Raw genomic sequence first — 25,255 nt, 5'->3', positions numbered from 1 at the left:
ACCGGCCCGCGCCGCGAGAGCCCCGGCACGACCGACCCACGGCACGAAGGCCCGCCCATGACGGACTCACGGCGCGAAGGCGCTCGCACGACCGGCCCGCGACGCCGGGTGCGGGCCGTCCGCCTCGGCCCCCGTTCGCTCGCCGCCCTCGTCCTGGTGAGCGCCGTGGGGGTCGTCGGCTTCGGCTGGCCCTTCCTCGCCCCGCCCGACTCGCAGCTCGGCGCGCACGCGCAGGACGCGCCCTGGCTGTTCGCGGGCCTGCTGGTCCTGCTCGTCGCCGTCGTGGCCGCGACGATCTCCGAGTCGGGCCTGGGCCCGAAGGCGGTCGCCATGCTCGGCGTACTCGCCGCGACCGGCGCGGCCCTGCGCCCGATCGGGGCCGGGACCGCCGGCATCGAGCCCATGTTCTTCCTGATGGTGCTGAGCGGGCGCGTCCTCGGACCGGGCTTCGGGTTCGTGCTCGGCTCCGTCACGATGTTCGCCTCGGCCCTGCTCACCGGCGGGGTGGGTCCGTGGATGCCGTTCCAGATGCTGGCCATGGGGTGGTTCACCATGGGCGCGGGCCTGCTGCCGGGCCCCGAACGCCTGCGCGGCCGCGCCGAGTCGGCGCTGCTGGCCCTTTACGGCTTCCTCGCCGCGTTCGCGTACGGAACGGTCATGAACCTCGCGGGCTGGCCCTTCATGGGCGCCCTCGCCTCCTCCATCGCCTTCGACCCGCACGCCGCCGTCCCCGCCAACCTGGCCCGCTTCCTCGCGTACTGCCTGGCCACCTCGCTCGGCTGGGACCTGGGACGCGCCGTGGTCACCGTCGTCCTGACCCTCACCCTCGGCCCCGCGCTGCTCCGCGCCCTGCGCCGCGCCACCCGCCGCGCCGCCTTCGAGGCGCCGGTCACATTCGACGCACCCGCTCCGTGAGTCCGTGTGCGCGGACGGCGACGGCCTCCGTGAGCCCGCCCACGTGACGCGGATCACCTACGACCCCGGGCCGTAGTCCCCGGGCCCGGCCCGCACGCCCGGACACCCCCGCTGACCTGCGCATTGCGATGTAGCTCACACACCGGACCTTCAACCCGGATGCGACCACAACTAGTAAAAGGGGTGTTTGCGGACAGATTTCGCACCTGCTTGTCTGAGCGACGTCGCAAGGCGCCACAGGCCCCACGGGTCGCGGCACCGACGCACGCCCCACCGCGCACCGCGTGGTGACGGAACTGCACGCGACCCCCCACCGTCCCCGACGCAAGAGGTTCTCCGTGTCCGTCTCCTTCATCCGCCGCATCGCCACGCCGAAGAAGTCCCTCACCACCGCCGTCGTGGCCGCCGCCGCCGTCGGCATGGCCCTGACCGCGGCCCCCGCCCAGGCCGCCACCGCCACCCCTGGCGGTCAGGCGCAGGCGATCGCGCGCCAGATGATCCCGGACGCCGCGCAGTACAACGCGTTCAGCAAGATCGTGGAGCGCGAGAGCAACTGGAACGTCTCCGCGACCAACTCCTCCTCCGGCGCCTACGGCCTGGTCCAGGCCCTCCCGGCCTCCAAGATGTCCACGGCCGGATCCGACTGGAAGACCAACGCCCAGACCCAGATCAAGTGGGGCCTGGACTACATGAACTCCCGCTACGGCAGCCCGACCGCCGCCTGGAACTTCTGGCAGGCCAACGGCTGGTACTGAGCCGCACCCGCGGTCTGAGCCACCTCACGGCAGCCATGGAGGCGGCGGCCCCCGATCCCCGGGGCCGTCGCCTTCGCCGCACCCACCCCACGCGGAACGCGGCCGTTGTGGGCTGGCCTTCCCCCCAACGCGCCCGTTTACAGCGGGAGATGGGCACCAGCGTCCCCCTGCTATGGTGCGCCGATGGCATCGATCAAGCAGTTCCAGGTCACCTTCGACTGCGCGGAACCCGCGCGCCTCGCCGCCTTCTGGTGCGAGGTGCTGGGATACGTCGTACCGCCGGTCCCGAAGGGGTTCGCCACTTGGGAGGACTACCACCGCTCGCTGCCGCCCGAGGATCAGGTCGTCTACTTCGCCTGCAGTGATCCCTCGGGGGTGGGCCCCCGCCTGCTCTTCCAGCGCGTTCCCGAAGGGAAGGTCGTCAAGAACCGGGTGCATCTCGACGTGCGGGCCGGCACCGGACTCGTGGGCGAGGAGCGCCTCGCCACCCTGGAGGCCGAATGCGCGCGGCTGGTCGCGCTCGGCGCGGTACACGTGCGAACGCTGCTTGCCGATGAGGAGAACGAGTCGTGCATCCTGATGCAGGACATCGAGGGCAACGAGTTCTGTCTCGACTGACCCTGAGCAGCCCGAGCCCAGGCCGGCCCGACGGGCAGCCCCTGGACGGCTCTGAACCGCGGTGGTCAGCTCCGGCTGCTGCTCCTTGAAATGGGCTATGCCTGCTCTACACCGAGGCTGAATGATCGTCCCGGTGGCCCCAAGGCGCCGTCCGCGCATCTGTACCAATCACCCGGGACTTCGGCGCGCCGCGCCCCTCGCCACTGACGGAACCCGTTACTACCTCCTCGGAAATGCGTGATGGACCGTCAGAACGGTGGGAATCGCTCATGCCCTGTCCAGCGCTGCCCGACGGGTTCGACCCCACCGACCCCGAACTGCTGCACCAGCGCGTACCCCTTCCGGAGTTCGCCGAGCTGCGCCGGACGGAGCCGGTCCACTGGATCGAGCAGCCGCACGGCCTGGCCGGTTTCGCCGACGACGGCTACTGGGCCGTGACCCGGCACGCGGACGTCAGGTACGTCTCCACGCGTCCCGAGCTGTTCTCGTCCTCCCTCCACACCGCCGTCATCCGCTTCGGCGAGCACATCGAGCGCGAGGCGATCGACGCCCAGCGGCTGATCCTGCTCAACATGGACCCGCCGGAGCACACCCGGGTCCGGCAGATCGTGCAGCGCGGTTTCACCCCGCGCGCGATCCGGGCGCTGGAGGACCGGCTGCGCACCCGCGCACGGGCGATCGTGGAGCGGGCGCGCGCGCTGCCCGGCCCCTTCGACTTCGTCACGGAGGTCGCCTGCGAACTGCCCCTGCAGACCATCGCGGAGCTCATCGGCGTGCCGCAGGAGGACCGGGCGCGGATCTTCGAGTGGTCGAACAGGATGATCGCCTACGACGATCCGGAGTACGCGCTCACGGAGGAGTCCGGGGCGGAGTCGGCCGCGGCGATCATCGCCTACGCGAAGAGCATGGCCGCCGACCGCAAGCGGTGCCCCGCCGAGGACATCGTCACCACGCTGGTGGCCGCGGAGCACGAGGGCAACCTCGGCTCCGACGAGTTCGGCTTCTTCGTGCTGATGCTGGCCGTCGCGGGCAACGAGACGACACGCAACGCCATCGCCCACGGCATGCACGCCTTCCTCACCCACCCCGGGCAGTGGGAGCTGTTCCGGCGGGAGCGTCCCGCGACGACCGCCGAGGAGATCGTGCGGTGGGCGACGCCGGTGGTGTCCCTCCAGCGAACTGCGGTCGAGGACACCGAACTCGGCGGCCGGCGGATCAGGAAGGGCGACCGGGTCGGCCTCTTCTACGCCTCGGCCAACCACGACCCGGAGGTCTTCGACACCCCGGACGCCTTCGACATCACCCGCGATCCCAACCCGCACCTCGGCTTCGGCGGCGGAGGACCGCACTACTGCCTGGGCAGGTCCCTGGCCGTCCTGGAGATCGACCTCGTCTTCCGGGCGATCGCCGACACGATGCCCGGCCTGCGGATGACCGCCGCTCCGCGCCGCCTGCGCTCGGCCTGGCTCAACGGCGTGAAGGAACTCCGGGTCACCACCGCCTGAGAGCCCGGACCGGCCGCGTCGACGACGCCGAACCCGTGGTCCGCGTCGGCCGTCCGGGCCCGGTGCCTCCGCAAGCGCCCGCCGGCGCCATCCGGCCGTCCCGGGGCCCGCGTTGCCCGGCGGGGCGGGGCCGGGAGCAGCCGCGGAAAATGGGTTGGGCGGGATGCCGCCCGCTTGGTAGCGTGCGGAACACCGTGACAGGCCGCTAGGAGGTGAGACCCGTGAACGCTGTTCTCAAGTGGGTGCTCCCCCTTTCCCGCACGGTGCGCGAGTGACATAGGCGTCCTCGGGAGTGCCTCGACCGACAAGGCATTCCTGAAAGGCCGTCACTATGGACACATCGCATTTCTCTTCGGGCGCCGGGGAGCGCCCGGTGACGATCGCACGGATCTCGCAGACGCACTGGCTCGCCGTCGAGGACGACCGGGAGGTCGGGCGCGGCGACGCTGTGCGCAGGCCCGACGGGCGGATGTTCGTCAGCGTCGACGCGTGGCAGGGCGCGGTCTTCGACCGGCTCGCCGCCACGATGGTGGCCGACCTGCCGGCACCGCTGTACGTGGTGGCCGGCGAGACCGACCACGAGGTCAGGGCCGGCTGGGAGCGGGCCGGTTTCACCACGGGGCGCCGTGAGCGGGAGTACGCCGTGCCCACCGACCCGCGGGTCACCGGGCTCGACGCGGTGCGACCGCCCACGGCTGTGACGATCGTGCCCGCCGGCGAGGCGCGGGAGGACCCGCTGCGCGTGCTGGACCGGGCGATTCGCGACGAGGTCGAGGCCACGGTCGGCTGGCGGACGATGCCGGCCGAGGTGCTGCCCCGCCCCGCCGGGGTCACCGTCGTGGACCCGTCGAAGTACGCGGTCGCGGAACGGTCCGGTCGCTACGTGGGGCTGGTCCGGATGGCGCTGGTCCCCCGAAGGCCGCGGATCGGACTGGTCGCGGTCCTGGCCGAGGAGCGGCGCCAGGGCATCGCGCGGGCGCTGCTGGCCCAGGCGCTCGGTTCGCTGCACCGCTCCGGCGCCGAAACGGCATGGGCCGAGGTGGACGAGTCCAATGCCGCCGCCGCGGCGCTCTTCGAGGGCGTGGGCGCCCGGCGCACAGGCGTGAACGTGGAGTTGGTGCGCCGCTGAGGCGCCGCCACATCCCAGCACGTCCTCGCGTTTTTCACCGTCGTCGACTCAAAGGAACGAGTGATTTTGCCGAAAACATCGGGCGGTCTCGAAATGGAGGGAACCGTCGTCGAATGTCTGCGCAACGCCACCTTCACCGTGGAGCTGCACAACGAGCACAAGGTGCTCGCGCACATCAGCGGGAAGATCCGGAAGAACTACATCAAGATCCTCCCGTACGACCGGGTGCTCGTGGAGCTGAGCCCCTACGACCTCACCCGGGGCCGGATCATCTACCGCTACCGGACGTGAGCGCGCTCATCCCGCCTCGGTGAAGACCGTCCCGCCCCAGGAGGCCGGCCGGCGTGCGGCGAGCGCGGTGCCGCCCGCCCCGGCCTCCCGCTCCTCCGGCGGAGCGGGCGCCGCCGCCGCGCGCGGCCAGTGCTCCATGTCGATGGACAGCGCCCGCGGGAGTGGATGCGGGGGCGGTGCGGTTCCCACGGTGGGGCGCGAGAAGCATCACAGGCATACGGCCGGAAAGTGCGCGGGGAGCGGCCGGAAGTACCTGCTTGGCGCCCATTTATGTGCAGCATGCAACGACTGCCGTACGGTCCGTAAGGCACACAATCCGCCGTATGGTCGTTTTTGGGCCCGCCGTGAGCGGGTCGTTTTCGGCCCGCACGTCAGCGCCGTCGCGTGGGTCGCGTCCCTGTCCCCGTCGAGAGGTAGGCGAGCGAACCCTTGTCGGCTGCCACAGTCGCTGCTCCCCCGTCCCAGTCCGTTTCCAGGAACCAGGAAGCCACCGTCATCGACCCGGCCCTCGTCAAACGCGCCGTGAAGGCCGCCGCGCTGGGCAACGCGATGGAATGGTTCGACTTCGGTGTCTACAGCTACATCGCGGTGACCCTGGGCAAGGTCTTCTTCCCGTCCGGGAACCCGACGGCGCAGCTGCTGTCCACGTTCGGCGCCTTCGCCGCGGCCTTCCTCGTCCGCCCGATCGGCGGCATGGTCTTCGGCCCGCTCGGCGACCGCATCGGCCGCCAGAAGGTCCTGGCCACCACCATGATCATGATGGCGGTCGGCACCTTCGCGATCGGCCTGATCCCGTCGTACGCGACGATCGGCGTGGGCGCCCCGCTGCTCCTGCTGGCCGCCCGCCTGGTGCAGGGCTTCTCCACCGGCGGCGAGTACGCGGGCGCGACCACCTTCATCGCCGAGTACGCCCCCGACAAGAAGCGCGGCTTCCTGGGCAGCTGGCTGGAGTTCGGCACGCTCGTCGGCTACGTCGGCGGGGCGGGCCTGGTGACCCTGATGACGGCCCTGCTGTCCACCGAGGACCTGACCTCGTGGGGTTGGCGGATCCCGTTCCTGATCGCCGGTCCGATGGGCATCATCGGCCTCTACCTGCGGCTGCGCCTGGAGGAGACCCCGGCGTTCGCCGCCGAGGCCGAGAAGGCGGAGTCGCGCCGCCCGAAGGTGCCGCTGCGCGAGATGGTCGCGGGCCAGTGGAAGGCGCTGCTGCTGTGCATGGCCCTGGTGCTGATCTACAACGTCACGGACTACATGCTGCTGTCGTACATGCCGAGCTACCTCACCAGTGAGCTCAAGTACGACGAGACGCACGGTCTGCTGGTGGTGCTCGGCGTGATGGTCCTGATGATGATCGTGCAGCCCTTCGCCGGTGCGCTGAGCGACCGGATCGGCCGCCGCCCGATGATCGCGGCCGGCTGCGCGGGCTTCCTGTTCCTGTCGGTCCCCGCCCTGCTGCTGATCCGCCAGGGCAGCCTGCTGGCGGTCGCGCTGGGCATGGGCGCCCTGGGCCTGCTGCTGGTCTGCTTCACCGCGTCCATGCCGGCGGCGCTCCCGGCCCTGTTCCCCACCCGGGTCCGCTACGGCTCCCTGTCGATCGGCTTCAACATCTCGGTGTCCCTGTTCGGCGGTACGACCCCGCTGGTGGTGACCGCGCTGATCGGCGCGACGGGCAACGTGATGATGCCCGCCTACTACATGATGGCGGCGTCGCTGATCGGTGGTGCGGCGGTCTGGTTCATGGCCGAGTCGGCCGGCCGCCCGCTGCCGGGCTCCGCCCCCGCGGTGGAGCGCGCCGAGGACGCCTCCGGCGCGGAGGCCGGTGCCGCCAACGCCGGTGCCGCGAAGGACGCCCCGAAGGGCGCCGTCCGGCACTGACCGGGCGAGCGGCCCATACGGGGCCGCCCCGGAGGTCCTGACCTCCCCTGGAACCACGCCCTCCGTCCCACCGTCTGATCCCCTGGCGGTGACGGGACGGGGGGCGTTGGTCCATGGAGAAGCTCGAAATCGGTGCGGTCGGCCTTCAGCGACGCGCTGGGACTCGCGTGCGCGGGCGCGGGCGCGTGCTGACGGTCGTACTGGCCCTGCTGGGCGTCCAGCTCGCCTGGCTCGTCGCCCCCGCCTACGCGTGCGGCTGCGGCGCCATGGTGACGGACCCCGACCGCCGGATCGCCGTCGGCCGTGAGGTGTCCGCCGTCCGCTGGGACGGGCGGCAGGAGCAGATCGTGATGCGCCTGACCGTCACCGGGAACGCCGGTCGGGCCGCGTGGATCATGCCGGTCCCGCACCGGGCGACCGTCCGGCTGGGCGACCCGGCGCTCTTCGACCAGCTCGCCGCCGCCTCCGCCCCCGCCCACCGCACCCGCCACCACTTCTGGCCGCAGCGGGGCGACTGGCCCTTCGACTCCGGCGACCGCGTGGGCGCGGCCTCTCCCGGCGCGGTCGGCGCGGGCGGCGTCGGGGTGGTGGGGCGCCAGCGGCTCGGCCCGTTCGACGTGGCCCGCCTGACCGCCACCGACCCCGACGCGCTCGCCGGCTGGCTCCACTCCCACGGCTTCACCCTGCCCGACCGCCTGGACCGCGCCCTCGAGCCCTACGTGGAGCGGCGCTGGGAGTACGTGGCGATCCGCCTGACGCCGCGGGGCGGCAGCGGGTCCACGGCCCTGAACGGCACCCTCGACCCGCTGCACCTCACCTTCGCGGCCGACGCCCCGGTCTATCCGATGCGCCTGTCCCGCCTGGCCCGCAGCCCGCAGTCGCTCTCGCTGTTCGTCCTGGCCGCCCACCGCATGGAACCGGCCACCACGATCGGCGGCAATCCCTGGCGCGTCGGCTTCGCCGGCCGGCTGACGACGGCCTCCGGCCCGCTCGCCGAACTCTCCCGCGGCGCGCCCTACCTCACCGTCGTGGACCAGGAGTTCCCGCTCCCGGCCCGTATCTCCGGCGACCACACCCTGCGCCGTACGGGCACCGACACGCCGTACCGGGAGGTGGTCTACGCCGACCGGCTGCGCGAGGTGGCCGGTGTCCCGGCGTGGCTGCTGACCACGGGCGGCGGCGCCGCGCTCGCCCTGGCCGCCGCGGCGCTGTACGCGGTACGGCGCTCCCGGCGCCCGGTGCCGCCTCCGCCGCCGGTGCCGACCCCTCCTCCGATCGGCTGAAAATCACTGACATCGGCGCTCCCGCACGGCTATATTCGTTAGCGAAGCTACTTAGATTATCTAACTAGTCGCACGAAAGGTTCTGTGCATGAGCGACTCGCAGCTCTGGGACGACGTCGACGCCTATTTCACCGCGCTGCTCTCGCCCGAGGACGAGGCGCTGCGGGCCGCGCTGCGCGACAGCGACGCGGAGGGCCTGCCGCACATCAACGTCGCGCCCAACCAGGGCAAGCTGCTGCACCTCCTCGCCCAGGTCCAGGGCGCCCGCACCATTCTGGAGATCGGCACGCTCGGCGGCTACAGCACGATCTGGCTCGCCCGCGCGCTCCCCGCCGACGGCCGCCTGGTCACGCTGGAGTACGACGCCCACCACGCCGACGTCGCCCGCCGCAACCTCGCCCACGCCGGCGTCGACCGGATCGCCGAGGTGCGGGTGGGCCCGGCCCTGGAGTCGCTGCCCAAGCTCGCCGACGAGAACCCGCCCCCCTTCGACCTGGTCTTCATCGACGCCGACAAGGTCAACAACCCGCATTACGTGGAGTGGGCGCTGAAGCTGACCCGCGCGGGCAGCCTGATCATCGTGGACAACGTCGTGCGGGGCGGCCGCGTGACCGACCCCGCGAGCACCGACCCCAGCGTGCGCGGCACCCGGGCCGCGCTGGAACTCATCGCCGCGCACCCGCGACTGCAGGGCACGGCGATCCAGACGGTGGGCAGCAAGGGCTACGACGGCTTCGCGCTGGCCCGGGTGGTGGCGTAGCCCCGGGTGGGTGGTGGCGTAGGCCTGACGGGCTGCGCAGTGATCCCCGCCGGGCGGCGGCGTGGCCGCTGCCCGGGACGGCGCCACCGGCTCTCGCGGCGGCGGCCCGGGCCCGCCCGGGCGTCACACCTCGTGGAAGAAGCCGACGTTGACGCTGCGCGGGCCGGTGCGGTCCCGGATGACGATCTCGCCGGCGCCGCCCCGGGGCAGCCCGACGCTCCCGCCGTAGGCGAGGGCCTGGGCGTACTCGCCGATCACGAGTCTGACCTCGGAGGACGGGTCCGCCTGGGAGCCGCGCAGCCAGGTGACCTGCCAGCCGCCGTCGGGACCGCACTGGAACTCCAGGTGCACCCGGGAGACGAACAGCCAGTCCTCGGGCGTCACCAGCCGGCACACGGCCCGGTCGCGGCCCACCCGCAGCACGGCGCCCGGTTCGCTGGGCGCGTCGGCCATGAGCATGCCGGCCGTGGCACCCTCGTCCGCCCCGGAGACGGTGGCCATGGTCAGTTCGAGCACGTGCGCTCCTCGTGTTTCGGGGCGCCCGAGCCGCTTCCTCGTGCTCAGCCGCGCCAATGCCGTTGCCGGAGCGCCTCGTTGGCGCACCGCGGCGGCATGATAAATCGCCCGGCCCGGGCCCGTCCGGCACAATGGACGCATGACCGAGCGAAAGCCACCCGGTGTGCCGTTCGAGTCCTGGGTCGACAAGCAGATCCGTGACGCGCAGGCGCGCGGCGAGTTCGACCGGCTGCCGGGGACGGGGAAGCCCCTGCCCGGTGACATGTCCTACGAAGAACTGTGGTGGGTCAAGCGCAAGATGGCCGGCGAGGGCCTGTCGGTCCTGCCGCCGTCGCTCGCCCTGCGCAAGGAGGCCGAGGACGCGCTCGCGGCCGCGCATGCGGCCCCTTCGGAGCGGATCGTCCGGAAGATCCTCACGGACATCAACGCCAAGATCCTCGACATGATGCTCAAGCCGCCGCCCGGTCCCCCGCTGGGCCTCAAGCGGTACGACGTCGAGGAGGTCGTCCGCGAGTGGCGGGAGCGGCGCGGGGGCCGGGCGGCGCGGTAGGGGCGACGGGCGGGGCGGGTGCCGCGCCCGGGTGCCGGAACGGCGGGGTGCGGCGTTCCGCCTCCCCCGCCCTCCTCCGCCGTGCGGGATGCGCGGGATTCCCGGATTCTCAGAGGTGCATCAGCCGGTCGGCCAGTTCGCGGTAGTCGCGCAGGGCGAGCCGGAGTCGCTCGGTGTCGGGAGCGGTACCGGACGTGCCCTCGCCGCCGGAGTGCCAGGCGGCGCGCAGGGTGCTGCGCCGCTGGTCGAGGGCCTCCGTGAAGCGGGCCGCGAGCTCCTCGACCAGCCGGTCCGCCTCCTGGACGGCGTCCTGCGGCCTGTCGACGAACCCGGTGACGGTGTCCCGCAGCCGCGCGCCGATCTTGTCGCACTCGTCGCCGGGGAGGAGCGGGGAGACGGTGCCCTCGGCGCCGTGCGCGCCGTGCTTGCCGTGCGTGCCGGTGGTGCCGTGCGTGCCGGTCGCGCCGGTCGCTGTCGTGGTCGTAGTCGTCGAGGGGGAGAGCTCGTCGTGCCGTCCCGGCCGGGCATCGCCGCCGGCCGCCGTGGAGCCCCGGCCCGCGACGGCGTCCTTGCCGTCCGCGTCCACGCCCCGAGCCGCCGTCCCGTCCGATGCCGTACGACCGCCGGGCAGGGTGTCGCGACCGGTCGAGGTGCGCCCGGTGAGCGCCGGGTCCTGGCCGGACACGGCTTCCCGCCGTGAGCCCGCGCCACCGGCCGCCGTACCGAGCGGTTCTTCCCCGGTCGCCCCGGACCGGCCCATGACCGTCTCCCCGCCGGGCACCGCGTCGCGGCCGGCGGCAGGCTGCTCACGGTTCAGGTCCGCACGTCCGGCGGCAGACTCCTCACGGTCCAGACCCCCACGGCCCGCGACCGGCTCCGCGGCGGTCATCGCGCCCCGGCCGTCCGCCCTCTCCCTCCCGGCCGTCCCGCCGTCCGGCAGGCGCTCGCCCTCCGACAGGCGCTCGTCCGACAGGCGCTCCCCCTTCGACAGTCGCTGCGCGTCCCTGTCCGGTGTCAGATCGGTCATCTCGTTCAGCTCTCCTTCGTCTGATGCCGGTTGAGGGCCAGGTGGGATCGGCCCTTGGAGCGGGCCGGGGCGTGACGGTCGTCGGCGCCGGCCGTGTCACGGTGCGGACGGCCCGTGCCGCCGCCGTTGGTGGAGAGCAGCTCCTCGAACAGCGCGCGGGCCTCGACCAGGGCCTCGCGCAGCTCCTCGGTGCTCGCGCGGCGTTCCTGCGGACCGTCCACCGGCGCCTGCACGGCGCGGTGCACGCGCCGGTAGCCGTGCACGTGCTGGGCGTGGTGCACCGACAGCGCGGCGAGCTGCTCCTCGTACTGCCCGCCGTCCGGGTAGCCCCGGTGACCGGCCAGTTCGGAGACCAGGCGGTCCGCCTCGGCCACGGCCTCCCGCGGCGCCTCGACGAACCGCTCCTGCACGGCCGTCCAGCGCGCCTCGAACCGCTCGCGGTCGGCCGGCTCCAGCGGCCGCAGCCGCAGGTCGCCGTGGCGTTCCACCCGGGCGGTGAGCTCACGCTCGGCGGCCTGGGTGTCGCCGTCGTGCCGGGCCACGGTCCGCTCGTACTCCGGTCCGAAGCGCCGTTTCAGGTTCCGTCCGCCGTGCGGGCCCCGGGCACGCATGGCAAGGACGCCCGCCACCACGGCGACGGCCGCCACGATCACGATCAAAGCGATGATCAAACCTGTGGACATGGGTGCCTTCCGGGTGTGTTCGGCCCAACTGGCCGGTTCTTCGTTCGGGTTGCCCGGAACACCGGCGACAAACGGTCCCGGCGGACGGCTTGGGCGGAGGCGGCGCCGCCCCGGGCGGAGGCCGCGTTTATTCGGTTGCCGCCTCGGCGGCCCCGCCGCCGACAATGGCGCCCATGAGCTGGACCGTGAGCCCGGAATCCCACGACTCCCCCGTCGCCGCCGCCCTGTGGCGGGCGTACTACACGGAGGTCAGCGACCGCTGGTACCTGCTGCACGAGGGGCGCCGCACCGACCCCGCGGAGCTGGAGCGGGAAATCGCCGCACGGTCGGGCGCGGACCTCGCGCCGCCCGGCGGCCGGCTGCTGGTCGCGCGCCACGACGGCGTGCCGGCCGGTACGGCGGGCGTGCGGCTGCTGGACGCCTCGACCGCCGAACTGACCCGGGTCTTCCTGTACGAGGAGATGCGCGGCAAGGGCGGCGCGGCCCTCCTGGTGGCCGCGGCCGAGGACGCGGCCCGCGCGCTCGGCGCCGGGCGGATGATCCTCGACACCCGCGGCGACCTGGTCGAGGCCCGCGCCCTGTACGCGCGCCTCGGCTACCGGGAGACCGAGCCGCACAACGACGACCGGTACGCCGAGCACTGGTTCACCAAGCCGCTGGTCTGAGGGGCTCCCGGGCCTCCCCGCTCACGGGAGCCGGGTCACCGCCCGCACGTCGTGCGGCCGCTCGGAGTCGGAGCCGCACATCTCGTCGGTCAGCTCCCTCACCAGCTGCACCAGATCGGTCGGGCGGTCCGGTCCCCACCAGTCGCCGAGCAGCTCGGCGAGGGACTCCTCGCGGGCGGCGGCGAGCCGTTCCGCGGCCTCGCGGCCCCGGTCGGTCAGGACGAGGTCGAGGCCCCGCCGCTCGCCCAGCCGCCGCTCCTCGATCTGGCGGACGGCGCCGAGTATGACTCCGAGCGGGACGGGGCTGCGCTCGGCGAGCTCGGCCGGCTCGACCCAGCCGTACTTCTTGATCCGCAGCAGCAGCCAACTGGACGCGGGCTGGAGGTCGTAGCCCGCCCGCTCGGTGATCTCACGGTAGATCTCGCGCCGGCCCTCGCGGGTGCCCAGCACGGACAGGGCCCGGCACACCTCGTCGTACGACGACCGCTCGACGGGGTTGGTCGCGAGGGTCTCCGTGACGTCCGGCGCCGTGACCGAACCGCGCAGCTTGTCCTCCTTCAGGAACCACGAGAGCAGGAAGCCGAGGAGGGCGACGGGAGCGGCGTAGAGGAAGACGTCGGTGATGGCGGAGGCGTACGCGTGCAGGGCGGCCGGGCGCAGCGCGGGCGGCAGGGCGGCGATGCCGCGCGGGTCGGACGCGAGGCCGTCCGGGGAGGCCCCGGCCGGCAGCCGCAGGCCCGCGAAGGCGGCGGCGAGCTTGTCACCGAGGCGGCTCGCGAAGACCGTGCCGAAGATGGCGACGCCGAAGGAGGCGCCGATGGAGCGGAAGAAGGTGGCGCCGGAGGTGGCGACGCCGAGGTCCTCGTAGCCGACGGCGTTCTGCACGATGAGGACCAGCACCTGCATGACCAGGCCGAGGCCCAGGCCGAAGACGAAGAAGCAGCCGCTCATCGCGGCGGCGGAGCTGTGCTCGTCGAGCCGGTGAAGCAGCAGCAGCCCGATCGTGGTGACGGCGGTGCCCGCGATGGGGAACACCTTCCAGCGGCCGGTGCGGCTGACGATCTGCCCGGACCCGGTGGAGGCCAGCAGCATGCCGAACACCATCGGCAGCATGTGCACGCCGGACATGGTGGGCGAGACGCCCCGCACCACCTGGAGGAAGGTCGGCAGGTAGGTCATCGCGCCGAACATGGCGAAGCCGACGATGAAGCTGATCACCGCGGACAGGGTGAAGGTGCGCACGCGGAAGAGCTTCAGCGGCAGCACCGGCTCGGCCGCCCGGCGCTCCACGGCCACGAACAGGCAGGCGAGCACGGCGCCCAGCAGCGCGAGTCCGACGAACTGCGGGGAGCCCCAGCCCCAGGTGGTGCCGCCGAGCGAGGCGACCAGGACGAGGCAGGTGGCGACCGAGGCGATGAGGACGGTGCCGAGGTAGTCGATGACGTGGCGCTGCGCCTTGCGGGGGATGTGCAGGGCGGCTGCGATCACGGCGAGGGCGACGACGCCGACGGGCAGGTTGACGTAGAAGACCCAGCGCCAGGTCAGATGCTCGGTGAACAGTCCGCCGAGCAGGGGGCCGAGCACGCTGGTCGCGCCGAACACCGCGCCGAACAGCCCCTGGTAGCGGCCGCGCTCCCGGGGCGGGACGACGTCGCCGACGATCGCCATCGACAGCACCATCAACCCGCCGCCGCCGAGGCCCTGCAGAGCGCGGAAGGCGATCAGCTGCGACATGTCCCGCGCCATGCCGCACAGCGCGGAGCCGATCAGGAAGACGACGATCGCGGTCTGGAACAGCTTCTTGCGCCCGTACTGGTCACCGAGCTTGCCCCACAGCGGGGTCGCGGCGGTCGAGGCCAGCAGGTAGGCGGTGACCACCCAGGACAGGTGCTCCAGTCCGCCGAGGTCGCTGACGATGGTGGGCAGCGCCGTCGAGACGATGGTCTGGTCGAGCGCGGCCAGCAGCATGCCGAGGAGCAGGGCGCCGATCGACACCAGCACGTCGCCGGAGACGTGCTCGGCGACGGCGGCGCCGTGCTGCGGCGGCGGGGGTGCGGGGCGTACGTTCCGCACCTCGCCGGTGGCTCCCGGCACACCGTGCGCATCCCCGGCCATGCGGACCTCCCGAGCCTCTCGTGACCTCTCCCATCGTCGACGGTGTGTCCCGTTATGGCCTGTCGAGTCCCGTTGGAGGCGGCCATTCCGGGGGCTTCGGGGAGGTCGCGTGAAGACGATCTGCATAATCCCTGGAGTTCTCACGGGAGGGGGCGACGCGTGGAGGAGCCGAGGGGGCACGCCTGTCCGGAGTGCGGGGCGGCCCGCGAGAGCGACGGCAGCCCGTCCTGCCCCTGCGGGCAGCGCGCGGCGGACGCCCTGCGCGCCACCCGGACGGCGGAGGCGGCCGCGGCGGAGGACTTCGACCCCCTGCGCATCCGGCCCTACGTCGACCTCGAGTCGGGCGGGGAAGGGGACGGCGCGGCGCCGGACGCGGCGAGATCCTGGGACGGCGCGCCGGACGGCGGGTCCGGCACCGAGGACCGTGCCCCCGCGGCCGGGAGCGGGCCCCCCGCCCCCGACGACGGCACCCGGCCGCTGCGCGCGGCCTCCGCGGAGCCGGCCGCCCCGCCGCCCATGCCGCCGACGGCCGCCGAGCCCAGCGCCTCCGGCCTCAGCCCGTTCGGCCCGGCCGGCGCGGGCTCACCGGACCCCGGCCGCCGCCCGCACGACGCCGCCCGCCCGGCGGACCCCACCGCGCCATCGGGCACCACCGGGCCGCCGAGCGCCGCCGGTCCGACGAACACCGGCGGGCCACCCGGCGCCACCGGCCGAACGACCACCACCGGCGTGCCGAACCCCACCCGTCCGCCGGACCACACCCGTTCACCAGGCACCCCCCGTCCGCCCGTCGGCACCGGCGAGGAGCGGCGCCGTACCCGCCGTACCCGCCGGGCCGTCCTGCTCGCCGTGGCCGGGGCCGCGGTCGCGGGGGTGGCGGGAGCCGGACTGGCGAGCGGGCTGTTCTCGTACGACAAGCCGGTGCGGGACGGGGCCGCGCCCCGGGAGGTGCGGGTGCGGGTGCCGGACGTGCCCCCGGCGACCATCGCGCCGTCGGGGCCCACGGCCGTCGCGCCGCCCGCGCGGCCGACGCCCGCGAGGCCCCGGCCGTCCGCCGACGCGAGCCCTTCGCCGTCCCCCTCGGCCTCGGCGTCGGACGCCTCGCCCTCGCCGTCGCGTTCCGGGGCCGGCTCGGGGGCCGGGACCGCCGGGCCGACGCAGACCGCGTCGCCGGTCCGGGCCACTGCCACGGTGGAGCCGGCCCTCGTGCTGCGCCGCGGCGACCAGGGGCCCGAGGTCACCGAACTCCAGCTGCGGCTGGCCCAGTTGGGCCTCTACACCGGCCCGGCCGACGGCGTCTTCGGCCGGCAGGTCGAGGACTCCGTGAGCACCTACCAGTGGGCCCGCGGCATCCGCGCGGACGAGACGGGCGTGTACGGCCCCGCGACCCGGGCGAGCCTGGAGGCGGAGACGTCGGAGCCCTGAGGGGAGCCGGGACAAGCCCGAACGGGCGGGAGACATGGACGCCCGCCCCCGCCACACGCCGGCGCCCCACCGGCGGAGGCGGAGACGCCGGTACCCCGGGGCCGACTCGGCGCGTGCCCCTCTCGCGCGAGGGGCCCCGGAGGCGGAACCGCCGAACCCCCCGACGAGCAGACGCGACGATCGGGTCACCGCGCCCGCGCGAGCGCCCCCGTCACCCGATGTGCAGCCGCACCCCGTCGCCCGTCGGCTCCACCCGTACCTCGGTGAGGTCGCGCACCAGCGCGTCCGGGCGGTGGAGGCCGGCGCGCGGGCCGACGCCGATCACCCGCATCCCCGCGGCGCGTCCCGCCGCGATGCCCGCGCCGGAGTCCTCGAAGACCACGCAGTCGGCGGGGTCGACGCCCACTTCGGCGGCGCCCTTCAGGAAGCCCTCGGGGTCGGGCTTGCTGGCGCCGACCGACTCGGCGGTGACGCGCACGTCGGGCAGCGGAAGGCCGGCGGCGGCCATGCGGGCGGTGGACAGCGGCGCGTCGGCGGAGGTCACGAGCGCGTGCGGCACGCCCGCGTCCCGCAGCGCGGCGAGGAAGGCGGGGGCGCCGGGAATCGTGACGACACCGTCCATGTCGGAGGTCTCGGCGGCGAGCATCCGGGCGTTGTCGGCGAGGTTCTGCTCCACCGGCCGGTCCGGCAGCAGCAGCGCCATCGAGGCGTGCCCCTGGCGGCCGTGGACGACCTTCATCACCGCGTCGCCGTCCAGCCCGTGCCGCTCCGCCCAGCGGCGCCAGATCCGCTCCACGACGGCGTCGGAATTGACGAGGGTGCCGTCCATGTCCAGCAGGAGGGCGCGGGCGGTGAGCACGGCGGTGGCCGTCATCGGCAGCTCCAGGGCGCGGCGGGGGAGGCGGGAACCGGTGGAAGACGGTCCCGGGGGACAAGGCGGCCCCGCCCGCCGGTCAGGGGAAACGGGCGGGAGCCACTTTGTTTCTCCACGGTACAAAACAGAACCCGCTTCCTGCCACCGGCTCCGGCAACCCTTCACACGCTGTTCAGCTCAGCCCGCCACGGCTTCGTACAGGCTCCACACCCCGAGCCCGGTCATCAGCACGGCCGCGATCTTGGTGATGAGGGCCAGCGGCACCCGCTTCATCAGCGCCTTTCCGCCGACGATGCCCAGGGCGGCGACCGCCCACAGGCCCAGCACCGCACCCAGGCCGACCGACAGCGGGTTGTCGTAGCGGGCCGCCAGGTTCGCGGTCATGATCTGCGTCAGGTCTCCGAACTCGGCGACGAGGATGAGCATGAAGCCGGTCCCGGCGACCTTCCAGAAGGACTGGTCCCCGGGCCGCCGGACCTCCTCCTCGTCGTCGTCCTTCTTCAGCAGCAGCATCGCCGCGCCGCCCAGGAAGAGCACGCCGGTCAGGGCGTGCACGATCCGCTGCGGCAGCAGCGTCAGCACGCTGCCGGCCGCCACGGCGAGCGTGACATGCAGCAGGAAAGCGGCGGCGACACCGGCGAAGACGTACGAGGCGCGGTAGCGGGTGCCGAGGACGAGTCCGGCGAGGGCCGTCTTGTCCGGCAGCTCGGCCAGGAAGACGACGCCGAAGACGAGCGCCAGGACGGTGATGCTGATCAAAATTCCTCAATCGGTCGGGGCTGCCCCGCCGAGAGTGCTGTGACCTGCGATGAGACACCTCGGCACGGCAGCACACGGGCCACCCGCGCCGTACGGCACGGGGGTGCACTGCTGGCCGAAGGTCTCGCTGGCCTGCCCCGCGGTCCGAGGCCTGCCTCCGGGCGCCGGCTCAGGCGAGCTGAGCAGTGTGTCGACGGTCCGGCGAAGAGCTACTCCCCTTCAACGCCGTCCATCGTACGGGACGCCCCGGCCGTCCCCAAAGGGCCGTAACTCTCGTCACACCCCTTGTTGTGTCATGCACGCGTCATTAGCTTCTTACCGAACGCACACCTCTCCGCAACGCGGTGCCACGAGCATTCCCCTGCTCGCGCACCAACACCCCACACCCCCACAGGAGTTGGCATGCCAAAGCTCTACGCGCGTCGACGGCTGAGCATACTCGCGGCGCTCACCGGCCTCCTCGGCACCGTCGGCCTCCTCAACGGCCCGAACGCCTCCGCCGCCCTCCCCACCCCGGTCAGCGCCTCCACCGCCCGCGGCTACCTCGCCTCGCTCACCGTGGCGGCCGAGAACCGCACCGGCTACAGCCGCGACCTGTTCCCCCTCTGGATCACCGTCAGCGGCACCTGCAACACCCGCGAGACGGTCCTCAAGCGCGACGGCACGAACGTCGTCACCGACTCCTCCTGCGCGGCCACCAGCGGCAGCTGGTACTCCCCCTACGACGGCGCCACCTGGACCGCCGCCTCCGACCTGGACATCGACCACCTGGTCCCGCTGGCCGAGGCGTGGGACTCCGGCGCGAGCAAGTGGACCACCTCCCGGCGCCAGGCCTTCGCCAACGACCTGACCCGCCCCCAGCTCCTCGCCGTCACCGACAACGTCAACCAGGCCAAGGGCGACCAGGACCCGGCCACCTGGGTCCCGTCCCGCTCGGCCTACCTGTGCACCTACGTCCGCGCCTGGGTGCAGGTGAAGTACTACTACGGCCTCTCCGTCGACTCGGCCGAGAAGAGCGCACTGCAGGGCTACCTCGCGAACTGCTGACCGCCGGGATCTCCCCGCTGACCTCCGTCGTTCCGTACCGTACGGGGCGACGGAGGAAGGGATGACCATGGCCGGACTGCGCCTGGGACCACTGCTGAGATACACCGACGGCTCGTCCGCGACCGTCTGGGTGGAGACGAACCGCCCCTGCGCGGCCGAGGTCCGCTGCGCCGACGGCGCCGGCGGCACGGCCCGCACGTTCCAGATCGAGGGCCACCACTACGCCCTCGTCCCGGTGACCGGCCTCACCCCCGGCACCACCACGCCCTACGAGGTCCTCCTCGACGGCGCGCGGGCGTGGCCGCTGCCCGGCACGCCCTTCCCGCCCTCCGTCATCCGCACCTCCACCGGCACCCGGGAATCCCAGGAATCCGGGGAGCTGCGCGTCGCCTTCGGCTCCTGCCGCTGGGCCGCCCCGCCCGCCGACGGCAAGGGCAAGGTCGGCCCGGACGCCCTGGACACCCTGGCCGCGCGGATCGCCGCCGCCCCCGAGGACGAACGCCCCGACGTCCTGCTGCTCCTCGGCGACCAGGTGTACGCCGACGAGACCTCCGACGCGACCCGGCAGTGGCTCGCCGCCCGCCGGGACCTGTCCGACCCGCCGGGCGGCGAGGTGGCGGACTACGAGGAGTACACCCGGCTCTACTACGAGTCCTGGCTGGACCCGGAGGTGCGCTGGCTGCTGTCCACCGTGCCCAGCTGCATGATCTTCGACGACCACGACGTCATCGACGACTGGAACACCTCCGCCTCCTGGCTGGCCGAGATGCGGGACACCGACTGGTGGCAGGAGCGGCTGCTGAGCGGCCTGATGTCGTACTGGGTGCACCAGCACCTGGGCAACCTCTCCCCCGACGAGCTCGCCGCCGACCCGGTCTACGCGGCGGTACGGTCCGCCCCCGACGGCACCGACGTCCTGCGCGCCTTCGCGACCGAGGCCGACGCCGACCCCGCCTCCGTGCGCTGGAGCTACCGGCGCGACTTCGGCCGGGTGCGCGTGCTGATGGTGGACTCGCGGGCGGCCCGGGTGCTGGCCGAGGACAGCCGCTCCATGCTCCATCCGGCCGAGGCGCGGTGGCTGCGCGAACAGGCGCTGGCCGAGCCCGGCTCCTGCGACCACCTGCTCATCGGGACCTCGCTGCCCTGGCTGCTGCCGCACCTGGTGCACGACGCCGAGACGTGGGACGCGGCGCTGTGCCGGGGCGAGCGCGGGGCGCGCTGGGCGCGGTTCGGGGAGCGGCTGCGGCGGGGCGCCGACCTGGAGCACTGGGCGGCGTTCCCGGAGTCCTTCGCGGAGCTGGCGGACCTGATCGCCGAGGCCGGGTCGGGTTCCGAGGCGCCCGCGACGGTGTGCGTGCTGTCCGGGGACGTCCACCACGCCTACGTCGCCGAGCCGAAGTGGCCCGCCACCGCCGGGCACGGCGGCCCCGGCGCCCGGGTCCTGCAGCTCACCTGCTCCCCCGTCCACAACTCGGTGCCCCTGTCGATACGGCTCGGCTTCCGCTTCGGGTGGAGCGCGGTGGCCCGCGCCCTCGGCCGCCGGCTGACCCGGCACGGGCGCTGCCCGCGGCCGCCGGTCACCTGGCGCAGGACCGGCGGGCCCTGGTTCGGCAACCAGCTGATGACGCTGACCCTGCGCGGCCGTGCGGCACGACTGCGGCTGGAACGGGCGCGGGCGGGGCGGGACGGGCGGCCCCGGCTGGAGACGGTCTCGGAGTCCGAGCTGACCCGGTGATCTCCTCGGCCACTGCGGTCTCTCCGGCCTCTCCGGCCTCTGTTCGGCTCGGCCTCTCCCCCTGCCGCGCCGCAGTGCCGCCTGGCCCCTCGGCGCGATGGGCACGCCTTGCGGCACCGTCGCGGCCGGTGAAAAGGCGGTGCCGAAGTCACGAGCCCCCCGTGAACCTTCTGTCACACCTTCGGCGTACGCTGTATGGCTGGTTCACAGGCCGCCCCTGCCGCTCCCCCGCGACGTCGCGGCACGGCACGGTCCGGTCCACGGGGGGCGACACGGGGAGTATCGGTGCTGGAGTGTCTGGAGAGCGTGGGGTCGGTCACCGGCACTCCGTGGATCTACGTCGTGGTAGCGCTCTCCGTCCTGCTCGACGTCTTCCTGCCCGTCCTGCCCAGCGGCGTCCTGATCGTCACGGCGGCCACGGCGGCGGCCGCGGGCTCGGGCGCGGCGACGGGCCACGTCCCGCACAACGTGCCCGACATCCTCGCCCTGACCCTGTGCGCGGCCACCGCGTCGGTGCTGGGCGACCTGGTGGCGTACCGGCTGGCCTGGCGCGGCGGTGAGCGTCTGGACCGCGCGATATCCCGTTCCCGCCGTCTGAGCACGGCGCAGGAACGACTCGGCACGGCCCTGTCCCGGGGCGGCGGAGCCCTGGTGGTGCTCGCCCGGTTCGCCCCCGCCGGCCGCTCGGTCGTCTCCTTCGGCGCAGGCGCCACGCACCGCCGCGTCCGCGACTTCCTCCCCTGGTCCGCCCTGGCCGGCCTGTCCTGGGCCACGTACAGCGTCGCCCTCGGCTACTTCGGCACCCGGTGGCTGGGCGCGGCCTGGCTGGCGACGGCGGTGTCGGTGGCGGCCCTGTTCGCGGCGGGCGCGGGCGCGACCTACCTGATGCGCCGCGAGCCGAAGCCGGCACAGGCGTCGTAGCCGCCCCGCGCAGGACCCGTGGCCGCGAAGGAGCGGTAGCCGCGCAGGCCCCGTGGCCGCGGAGGAGCGGGGCCGCGGAGGACCCGCGGCTACGCCGCCCCCGACCCGCCCGGTGCCGCGGCGCGCCCCCGCACCTCCAGGCCCGCCAGCAGTTCCGCCGTCGCCTCGGTGATCGCCTCGACCGCCTGGTCGAAGACCTCCCGGTTGTGCGCGGCGGGCGCCCGGAACCCGGAGACCTTCCGCACGAACTGCAGCGCGGCGGCGCGGATCTCCTCCTCCGTGGCCTCCTCGGGCAACGCGGGCGGACGCAGTGTCTTGATGCTCCGGCACATGCCCCCAGTCTCCCTCCCCGGCCCCGGAGGGAATACCTCCGCCTCTCCGGGAATTGCCGGGACATGACCACCGTGGAGATCACCTACATCGGCGGCCCGACCGCCGTCGTGGAGCTCGCCGGCCTGCGCCTGCTCACCGACCCCACGTTCGACGCGCCGGGCGAGTACCCCATCGGCTCCCGCACGCTGGTGAAGACCGCCGCCCCGGCCCTCACGCCGGCCGACGTCGGGCCGGTCGACGCCGTACTGCTCTCCCACGACCAGCACCCGGACAACCTCGACGCCGCCGGCCGCGCCTACCTGTCCGGCACCTCGCTGACCCTGTCCACGGCGTCCGCGCGGGCCCGCCTCGGCGCCCCCGTGCGGGCCCTGCCCGCCTGGCAGCACACCGACCTTCCGCGCCCCGGCGGCGGCACCCTGCGCGTCACCGCCGTCCCCGCCCTGCACGGACCGGCCGGTTCCGAGCCCCTGGTCGGCGAGGTCACCGGCTTCGCTCTGTCCGGCGAGGGCCTGCCCAAGGTCTACGTCAGCGGCGACAACGCCTCCCTGGAGCTGGTCCGGGAGATCGCCGACCGCGCGGGCCCGTTCGACGTGGCACTGCTGTTCGCGGGCGCCGCCCGCACCCCTCTCGTCCCGGACGCCACGCTGACGCTCACCAGCGAGCAGGCGGCCGAGGCCGCGCGGATCCTCGGCGCCCGTCACGTCGTCCCGCTGCACTTCGAGCACTGGGGGCACTTCACGGAGGACGGGGCGGCCCTGACGAAGGCGTTCGCCGACGCGGGCCTGACCGAGCGCCTGCACCTGCTCACGCCGGGCGCGTCGGTCACGCTGTAGGCGCGGCGCGACCGCACGGCCGTGAGCCTGACGCGACCGTCCACCGGAGGCCCGGCCCGACCGTACGGCCGCAAGCCCGGCGCGAGCGTCCGCCCGCAGGCCGGACGCAACCGTCCGGAGCCCGGAGCCGCCTTCCGCCCGCAGGCCCGGACCGTCCGCACGGTGACCGGCCCAGCGGGCCCCTCGCGGACCCACCCGTTCCACCTGATCCATCCGTCCACCCGATCCACCCGACCGCGCCACACGCACACGGCGCGGCTGCCATGATCGTCACCGAGGCGGCCACCGTCCCGGGGCCGACCGACGAGAGGACAGTCCCTCATGGCGAACGACGAACTCACCGTGGCCGTCCTGGGCCCCGGCGGCGTGGGCGGCCTGCTCGCCGCGCTGCTCGCCCGGGCCGGGCACCGGGTGATCTGCCTGGCCGGCGCCGACACCGTCCGCACCCTGCGCGACACCGGACTCCGGGTCCGCAGCGGGCAGTTCGGTGACTTCACCGCCCACGTCGCGGCGGACACGGAGCTGCGCGAACCGGTCGACGCGTGCCTGATCACCGTCAAGCACACGGCGTTGGGCCCGGCGCTCCACCGCATCCCGGGCCGGGCGCTCGGCGACGGACTGATCGTGCCGTTCCTCAACGGCGTCGAGCACCCCGCGGAACTGCGCGCCCACCACCGCCCGGACCGGGTGGCCCCGGCCGTGATCCGGGTCGAGTCGACCCGGGTGTCCCCGGGGGTGATCGAACACGGCAGCCCCTTCGCGGAGATCGACCTGACCGGCGCGACCGTGCCGCGCGACCGCCTCGACACGCTCGCCGCCGCCCTCCGGGCCGCGGGCCCGAAGACCCGGGTGCTGGACGACGAGGCGGCCACCCTGTGGGCGAAGATGTCCTTCCTCGCCCCCTTCGCCCTACTGACGACCCGTCACCGTCTGCCGCTCGGGGACGTACGCACCCACCACCGCGAGGAGTTGACGGCCCTGGTCGAGGAGACGGCCGCGGTCAGCCGCGCCTGCGGCGGCCCGTCCGACCCGGCCCGGGCGCTCGCCCGCTACGACACCTTCCCGCCGCACACGAAGTCGTCGATGCAGCGCGACGCCGAGGCCGGACGCCCGCTGGAACTGGACGCGATCGGCGGCGCCCTGCTCCGCGCCGCCGACCGCCACGGCATACCCGTGCCCGTGACGGCCCGTCTGGTGGCGGAGCTGCGGGCCGCCGGGCACTGACGGCGGGCGCCGGACCCGGTCAGCCGTCGAGGTCGAGACGCCAGTCGTTCGAGGTGATCGGGTGCCCCTTCGGATACTCGAACTCGACCGGCCCGAGCAGGGTGAACCCGGCCCGGCGGCAGACGGCGTTGGAGGCGGCGTGGTCCGTTCTCGGGAAGGCGTGCAGCCACCGGTGCCGGCCGGCGGCCCGCGCCTCCTCGGCGACGGCCCGCGCCGCCCGCACCGCGAACCCCCGCCCCTGGAAGCCGGGCGACACCGCCCAGCCGGTCTCCCAGACCGTCCCGCCCGCCCAGGGGCGCTCCCAGAACCCGATCGCCCCGACCGCCTCCCCGCCGTCCGTCCGCACCACCCGGTACATCCGCCCCGACTCCAGCGCGACGTAGCGCCGATGGCGCGCGGTGAGCTGCTCCTCGGTCTCGGGGCCGCCCAGGTGCGCGGTCATCTCGGGGCTGTTGTGCAGCCGCAGCAGCCACAGGTCGTCCTCACCCCACGGCTCCAGCCGCACCCGCGCCCGGCCCGCCCCATCGGTCTCGTCCATACCCGGCACCGTAGAGCGAGGGTCCGACAACGACCTTGGCTCCGCCCGCACTCGTTCGCGTGAACCCCCGATGGGAACTCGCCACCTGAATTCGAACAGGCGTAGCATTGCGCCGTGGCTACGACCTACGACTTCCCGAGTGACCTCCGCGCCGGTCAGGAGGAGCTGCATCAGGTCAGGTCCGAGCTGTCGGCCCTGCTCAAGCGGCTTCCCTGGTCGGTGGAGCCGCTCGACGGCTTCAGCGACGACGGCGGCTGGCGCAAGGTGGAGCGCCCGGCCTCCCCGGGCTGGACGGCCGACGAACAGGCCGAGGTCGAGAAGCTCCGCCGACGGGAGCACGAACTCGCGGTGTTCGTCAGCACGCATCGCTACTGGTCCGAGCTCACCGGCCAGGACCGCGTGGAGGCGCGCTCCCGGCTCAAGCACGACCACGAGTCCCCGGAGGGGCCGGAAGAAGCATGATCTACCACGTCGTACCGCTGGCCGAGTGGGCCCGCTCCCCCGACCGCCCCTACGCGCCCGCCTCCCTCGCCGAGGACGGCTTCGTGCACTGCTCCCCCGACGAGCGCACGACGCTCGCCGTCGTCAACGCCTTCTACCGGTCCGCGCCGCGCCCCCTGCTGGCGCTCGTCCTCGACGAGGGGCGGCTCGCCGCCCGGCTGGAGTGGGAGCGGGCCGCACCCGCCCCACCGCCGGGCGTCCCCGAGGAAACGGAGTTCCCCCACGTCTTCGGCCCCCTGAACCGGGACGCCGTGACCCGTCTGCTGGAAGTGCGCTTCGACGACGAGAACCGGGCCGTGGGCCTGGGCCCCACCGGCTGACGACGTCCGCTCCCCGGGTACACGAAAGGGCCCAGCTCCTCCGGGTCGCCACCCGTCG

At 73.8% G+C, this 25,255-nt stretch carries 28 protein-coding genes; 19 read left to right on the top strand and 9 right to left on the bottom strand.

Annotated elements, in window-relative coordinates:
* Window positions 1-57 precede the first annotated feature (57 nt).
* From ACIPM1_RS01305 to infA, 6 genes are all read left to right on the top strand, one after another.
* A complete protein-coding gene (locus ACIPM1_RS01305) occupies window positions 58-915 on the top strand; it encodes an ECF transporter S component (protein WP_402427287.1) in 858 nt (285 codons plus the stop codon).
* 338 nt (window positions 916-1,253) lie between these two features.
* Window positions 1,254-1,670 (top strand): transglycosylase SLT domain-containing protein, encoded by a 417-nt coding sequence (locus ACIPM1_RS01300; protein ID WP_402427284.1) that lies wholly within the window; start codon window positions 1,254-1,256, stop codon window positions 1,668-1,670.
* Between the two features lie 183 nt (window positions 1,671-1,853).
* Window positions 1,854-2,288: a VOC family protein gene (locus ACIPM1_RS01295; RefSeq protein WP_356185710.1), complete on the top strand. Its 435-nt coding sequence runs from the start codon at window positions 1,854-1,856 to the stop codon at window positions 2,286-2,288.
* A gap of 269 nt (window positions 2,289-2,557) precedes the next feature.
* Window positions 2,558-3,793, top strand: a complete 1,236-nt coding sequence (locus ACIPM1_RS01290) for a cytochrome P450 (RefSeq protein WP_402427281.1) — start codon at window positions 2,558-2,560, stop codon at window positions 3,791-3,793.
* A gap of 331 nt (window positions 3,794-4,124) precedes the next feature.
* Window positions 4,125-4,922 carry a GNAT family N-acetyltransferase gene (locus tag ACIPM1_RS01285; protein ID WP_402427279.1) on the top strand — a complete coding sequence of 266 codons (798 nt, stop codon included), beginning with the start codon at window positions 4,125-4,127 and terminating at the stop codon, window positions 4,920-4,922.
* 93 nt (window positions 4,923-5,015) lie between these two features.
* A complete protein-coding gene (gene infA / locus ACIPM1_RS01280; protein ID WP_402428143.1) occupies window positions 5,016-5,213 on the top strand; it encodes a translation initiation factor IF-1 in 198 nt (65 codons plus the stop codon).
* Window positions 5,214-5,219: 6 nt separating this feature from the next.
* Here infA and ACIPM1_RS01275 read toward each other — a convergent pair whose 3' ends face one another.
* Complete coding sequence (locus ACIPM1_RS01275) at window positions 5,220-5,402, bottom strand: hypothetical protein (RefSeq protein WP_402427276.1); 183 nt, start codon at window positions 5,400-5,402, stop codon at window positions 5,220-5,222.
* A 240-nt stretch (window positions 5,403-5,642) separates the two neighbouring features.
* Here ACIPM1_RS01275 and proP point away from each other — a divergent pair, with 240 nt between their 5' ends.
* The 3 genes from proP to ACIPM1_RS01260 all read left to right on the top strand — a co-directional run bounded on the left by proP (window position 5,643) and on the right by ACIPM1_RS01260 (window position 9,131).
* Window positions 5,643-7,088: a glycine betaine/L-proline transporter ProP gene (gene proP / locus ACIPM1_RS01270; protein WP_402427273.1), complete on the top strand. Its 1,446-nt coding sequence runs from the start codon at window positions 5,643-5,645 to the stop codon at window positions 7,086-7,088.
* A 113-nt stretch (window positions 7,089-7,201) separates the two neighbouring features.
* A complete protein-coding gene (locus ACIPM1_RS01265; RefSeq protein WP_402427270.1) occupies window positions 7,202-8,371 on the top strand; it encodes a DUF2330 domain-containing protein in 1,170 nt (389 codons plus the stop codon).
* Window positions 8,372-8,459: 88 nt separating this feature from the next.
* Window positions 8,460-9,131, top strand: coding sequence for an O-methyltransferase (locus ACIPM1_RS01260; RefSeq protein WP_356185689.1), 672 nt, complete (start codon window positions 8,460-8,462; stop codon window positions 9,129-9,131).
* Window positions 9,132-9,254: 123 nt separating this feature from the next.
* On the opposite strand, the gene ACIPM1_RS01255 is transcribed toward ACIPM1_RS01260, so the two are convergent.
* Window positions 9,255-9,647 carry a hypothetical protein gene (locus ACIPM1_RS01255; protein WP_356185686.1) on the bottom strand — a complete coding sequence of 131 codons (393 nt, stop codon included), beginning with the start codon at window positions 9,645-9,647 and terminating at the stop codon, window positions 9,255-9,257.
* A 139-nt stretch (window positions 9,648-9,786) separates the two neighbouring features.
* Between ACIPM1_RS01255 and ACIPM1_RS01250 the strand changes: the two genes are divergently transcribed.
* Entirely contained in the window at window positions 9,787-10,197 is a 411-nt protein-coding gene (locus tag ACIPM1_RS01250; protein WP_402427267.1) for a DUF1992 domain-containing protein, read from the top strand.
* Between the two features lie 109 nt (window positions 10,198-10,306).
* On the opposite strand, the gene ACIPM1_RS01245 is transcribed toward ACIPM1_RS01250, so the two are convergent.
* Window positions 10,307-11,224, bottom strand: a complete 918-nt coding sequence (locus ACIPM1_RS01245) for a hypothetical protein (protein ID WP_402427264.1) — start codon at window positions 11,222-11,224, stop codon at window positions 10,307-10,309.
* A gap of 5 nt (window positions 11,225-11,229) precedes the next feature.
* Window positions 11,230-11,907, bottom strand: coding sequence for a hypothetical protein (locus ACIPM1_RS01240; RefSeq protein ID WP_402427261.1), 678 nt, complete (start codon window positions 11,905-11,907; stop codon window positions 11,230-11,232).
* Window positions 11,908-12,080: 173 nt separating this feature from the next.
* Here ACIPM1_RS01240 and ACIPM1_RS01235 point away from each other — a divergent pair, with 173 nt between their 5' ends.
* Window positions 12,081-12,572 carry a GNAT family N-acetyltransferase gene (locus ACIPM1_RS01235; RefSeq protein ID WP_402427258.1) on the top strand — a complete coding sequence of 164 codons (492 nt, stop codon included), beginning with the start codon at window positions 12,081-12,083 and terminating at the stop codon, window positions 12,570-12,572.
* A gap of 21 nt (window positions 12,573-12,593) precedes the next feature.
* Here the strand turns inward: ACIPM1_RS01235 and ACIPM1_RS01230 are convergent, their stop codons facing one another.
* Entirely contained in the window at window positions 12,594-14,687 is a 2,094-nt protein-coding gene (locus ACIPM1_RS01230) for an MDR family MFS transporter (RefSeq protein WP_402427255.1), read from the bottom strand.
* A gap of 159 nt (window positions 14,688-14,846) precedes the next feature.
* On the opposite strand from ACIPM1_RS01230, the gene ACIPM1_RS01225 reads away from it, so the two are divergent.
* Window positions 14,847-16,112: a peptidoglycan-binding protein gene (locus ACIPM1_RS01225; protein WP_402427252.1), complete on the top strand. Its 1,266-nt coding sequence runs from the start codon at window positions 14,847-14,849 to the stop codon at window positions 16,110-16,112.
* Window positions 16,113-16,323: 211 nt separating this feature from the next.
* Here ACIPM1_RS01225 and ACIPM1_RS01220 read toward each other — a convergent pair whose 3' ends face one another.
* Window positions 16,324-16,986, bottom strand: coding sequence for an HAD-IA family hydrolase (locus ACIPM1_RS01220; protein ID WP_402427249.1), 663 nt, complete (start codon window positions 16,984-16,986; stop codon window positions 16,324-16,326).
* Window positions 16,987-17,163: 177 nt separating this feature from the next.
* On the bottom strand, window positions 17,164-17,745 hold the full coding sequence (locus tag ACIPM1_RS01215) for a TMEM165/GDT1 family protein (protein WP_402427246.1): 582 nt from the start codon (window positions 17,743-17,745) through the stop codon (window positions 17,164-17,166).
* Between the two features lie 402 nt (window positions 17,746-18,147).
* Here ACIPM1_RS01215 and ACIPM1_RS01210 point away from each other — a divergent pair, with 402 nt between their 5' ends.
* From ACIPM1_RS01210 to ACIPM1_RS01200, 3 genes are all read left to right on the top strand, one after another.
* The gene (locus ACIPM1_RS01210) at window positions 18,148-18,792 is read left to right on the top strand and encodes an HNH endonuclease family protein (protein WP_402427243.1); all 645 of its coding nucleotides are present in this window, start codon (window positions 18,148-18,150) and stop codon (window positions 18,790-18,792) included.
* Window positions 18,793-18,859: 67 nt separating this feature from the next.
* On the top strand, window positions 18,860-20,527 hold the full coding sequence (locus ACIPM1_RS01205; RefSeq protein WP_402428141.1) for an alkaline phosphatase D family protein: 1,668 nt from the start codon (window positions 18,860-18,862) through the stop codon (window positions 20,525-20,527).
* Window positions 20,528-20,812: 285 nt separating this feature from the next.
* Window positions 20,813-21,448, top strand: coding sequence for a DedA family protein (locus tag ACIPM1_RS01200; RefSeq protein WP_402427240.1), 636 nt, complete (start codon window positions 20,813-20,815; stop codon window positions 21,446-21,448).
* 89 nt (window positions 21,449-21,537) lie between these two features.
* On the opposite strand, the gene ACIPM1_RS01195 is transcribed toward ACIPM1_RS01200, so the two are convergent.
* Window positions 21,538-21,780: a DUF2277 domain-containing protein gene (locus tag ACIPM1_RS01195; protein ID WP_402427237.1), complete on the bottom strand. Its 243-nt coding sequence runs from the start codon at window positions 21,778-21,780 to the stop codon at window positions 21,538-21,540.
* Between the two features lie 63 nt (window positions 21,781-21,843).
* On the opposite strand from ACIPM1_RS01195, the gene ACIPM1_RS01190 reads away from it, so the two are divergent.
* On the top strand, window positions 21,844-22,614 hold the full coding sequence (locus ACIPM1_RS01190) for an MBL fold metallo-hydrolase (RefSeq protein ID WP_356185654.1): 771 nt from the start codon (window positions 21,844-21,846) through the stop codon (window positions 22,612-22,614).
* 321 nt (window positions 22,615-22,935) lie between these two features.
* Window positions 22,936-23,838 (top strand): ketopantoate reductase family protein, encoded by a 903-nt coding sequence (locus ACIPM1_RS01185; protein ID WP_402427233.1) that lies wholly within the window; start codon window positions 22,936-22,938, stop codon window positions 23,836-23,838.
* A 19-nt stretch (window positions 23,839-23,857) separates the two neighbouring features.
* On the opposite strand, the gene ACIPM1_RS01180 is transcribed toward ACIPM1_RS01185, so the two are convergent.
* On the bottom strand, window positions 23,858-24,376 hold the full coding sequence (locus tag ACIPM1_RS01180) for a GNAT family N-acetyltransferase (RefSeq protein ID WP_402427230.1): 519 nt from the start codon (window positions 24,374-24,376) through the stop codon (window positions 23,858-23,860).
* A gap of 114 nt (window positions 24,377-24,490) precedes the next feature.
* On the opposite strand from ACIPM1_RS01180, the gene ACIPM1_RS01175 reads away from it, so the two are divergent.
* Both ACIPM1_RS01175 and ACIPM1_RS01170 read left to right on the top strand, forming a co-directional pair.
* Window positions 24,491-24,838, top strand: coding sequence for a hypothetical protein (locus ACIPM1_RS01175; RefSeq protein WP_356185641.1), 348 nt, complete (start codon window positions 24,491-24,493; stop codon window positions 24,836-24,838).
* On the top strand, window positions 24,835-25,197 hold the full coding sequence (locus tag ACIPM1_RS01170; protein ID WP_402427226.1) for a DUF952 domain-containing protein: 363 nt from the start codon (window positions 24,835-24,837) through the stop codon (window positions 25,195-25,197). The genes ACIPM1_RS01175 and ACIPM1_RS01170 overlap by 4 nt, the downstream gene beginning before the upstream one ends.
* Window positions 25,198-25,255: the final 58 nt, after the last annotated feature.

The sequence above is a fragment of the Streptomyces sp. NPDC086766 genome (assembly GCF_044746005.1).
Lineage (GTDB): Bacteria > Actinomycetota > Actinomycetes > Streptomycetales > Streptomycetaceae > Streptomyces.
This window is presented reverse-complemented; position numbering and strand designations above follow the sequence as displayed.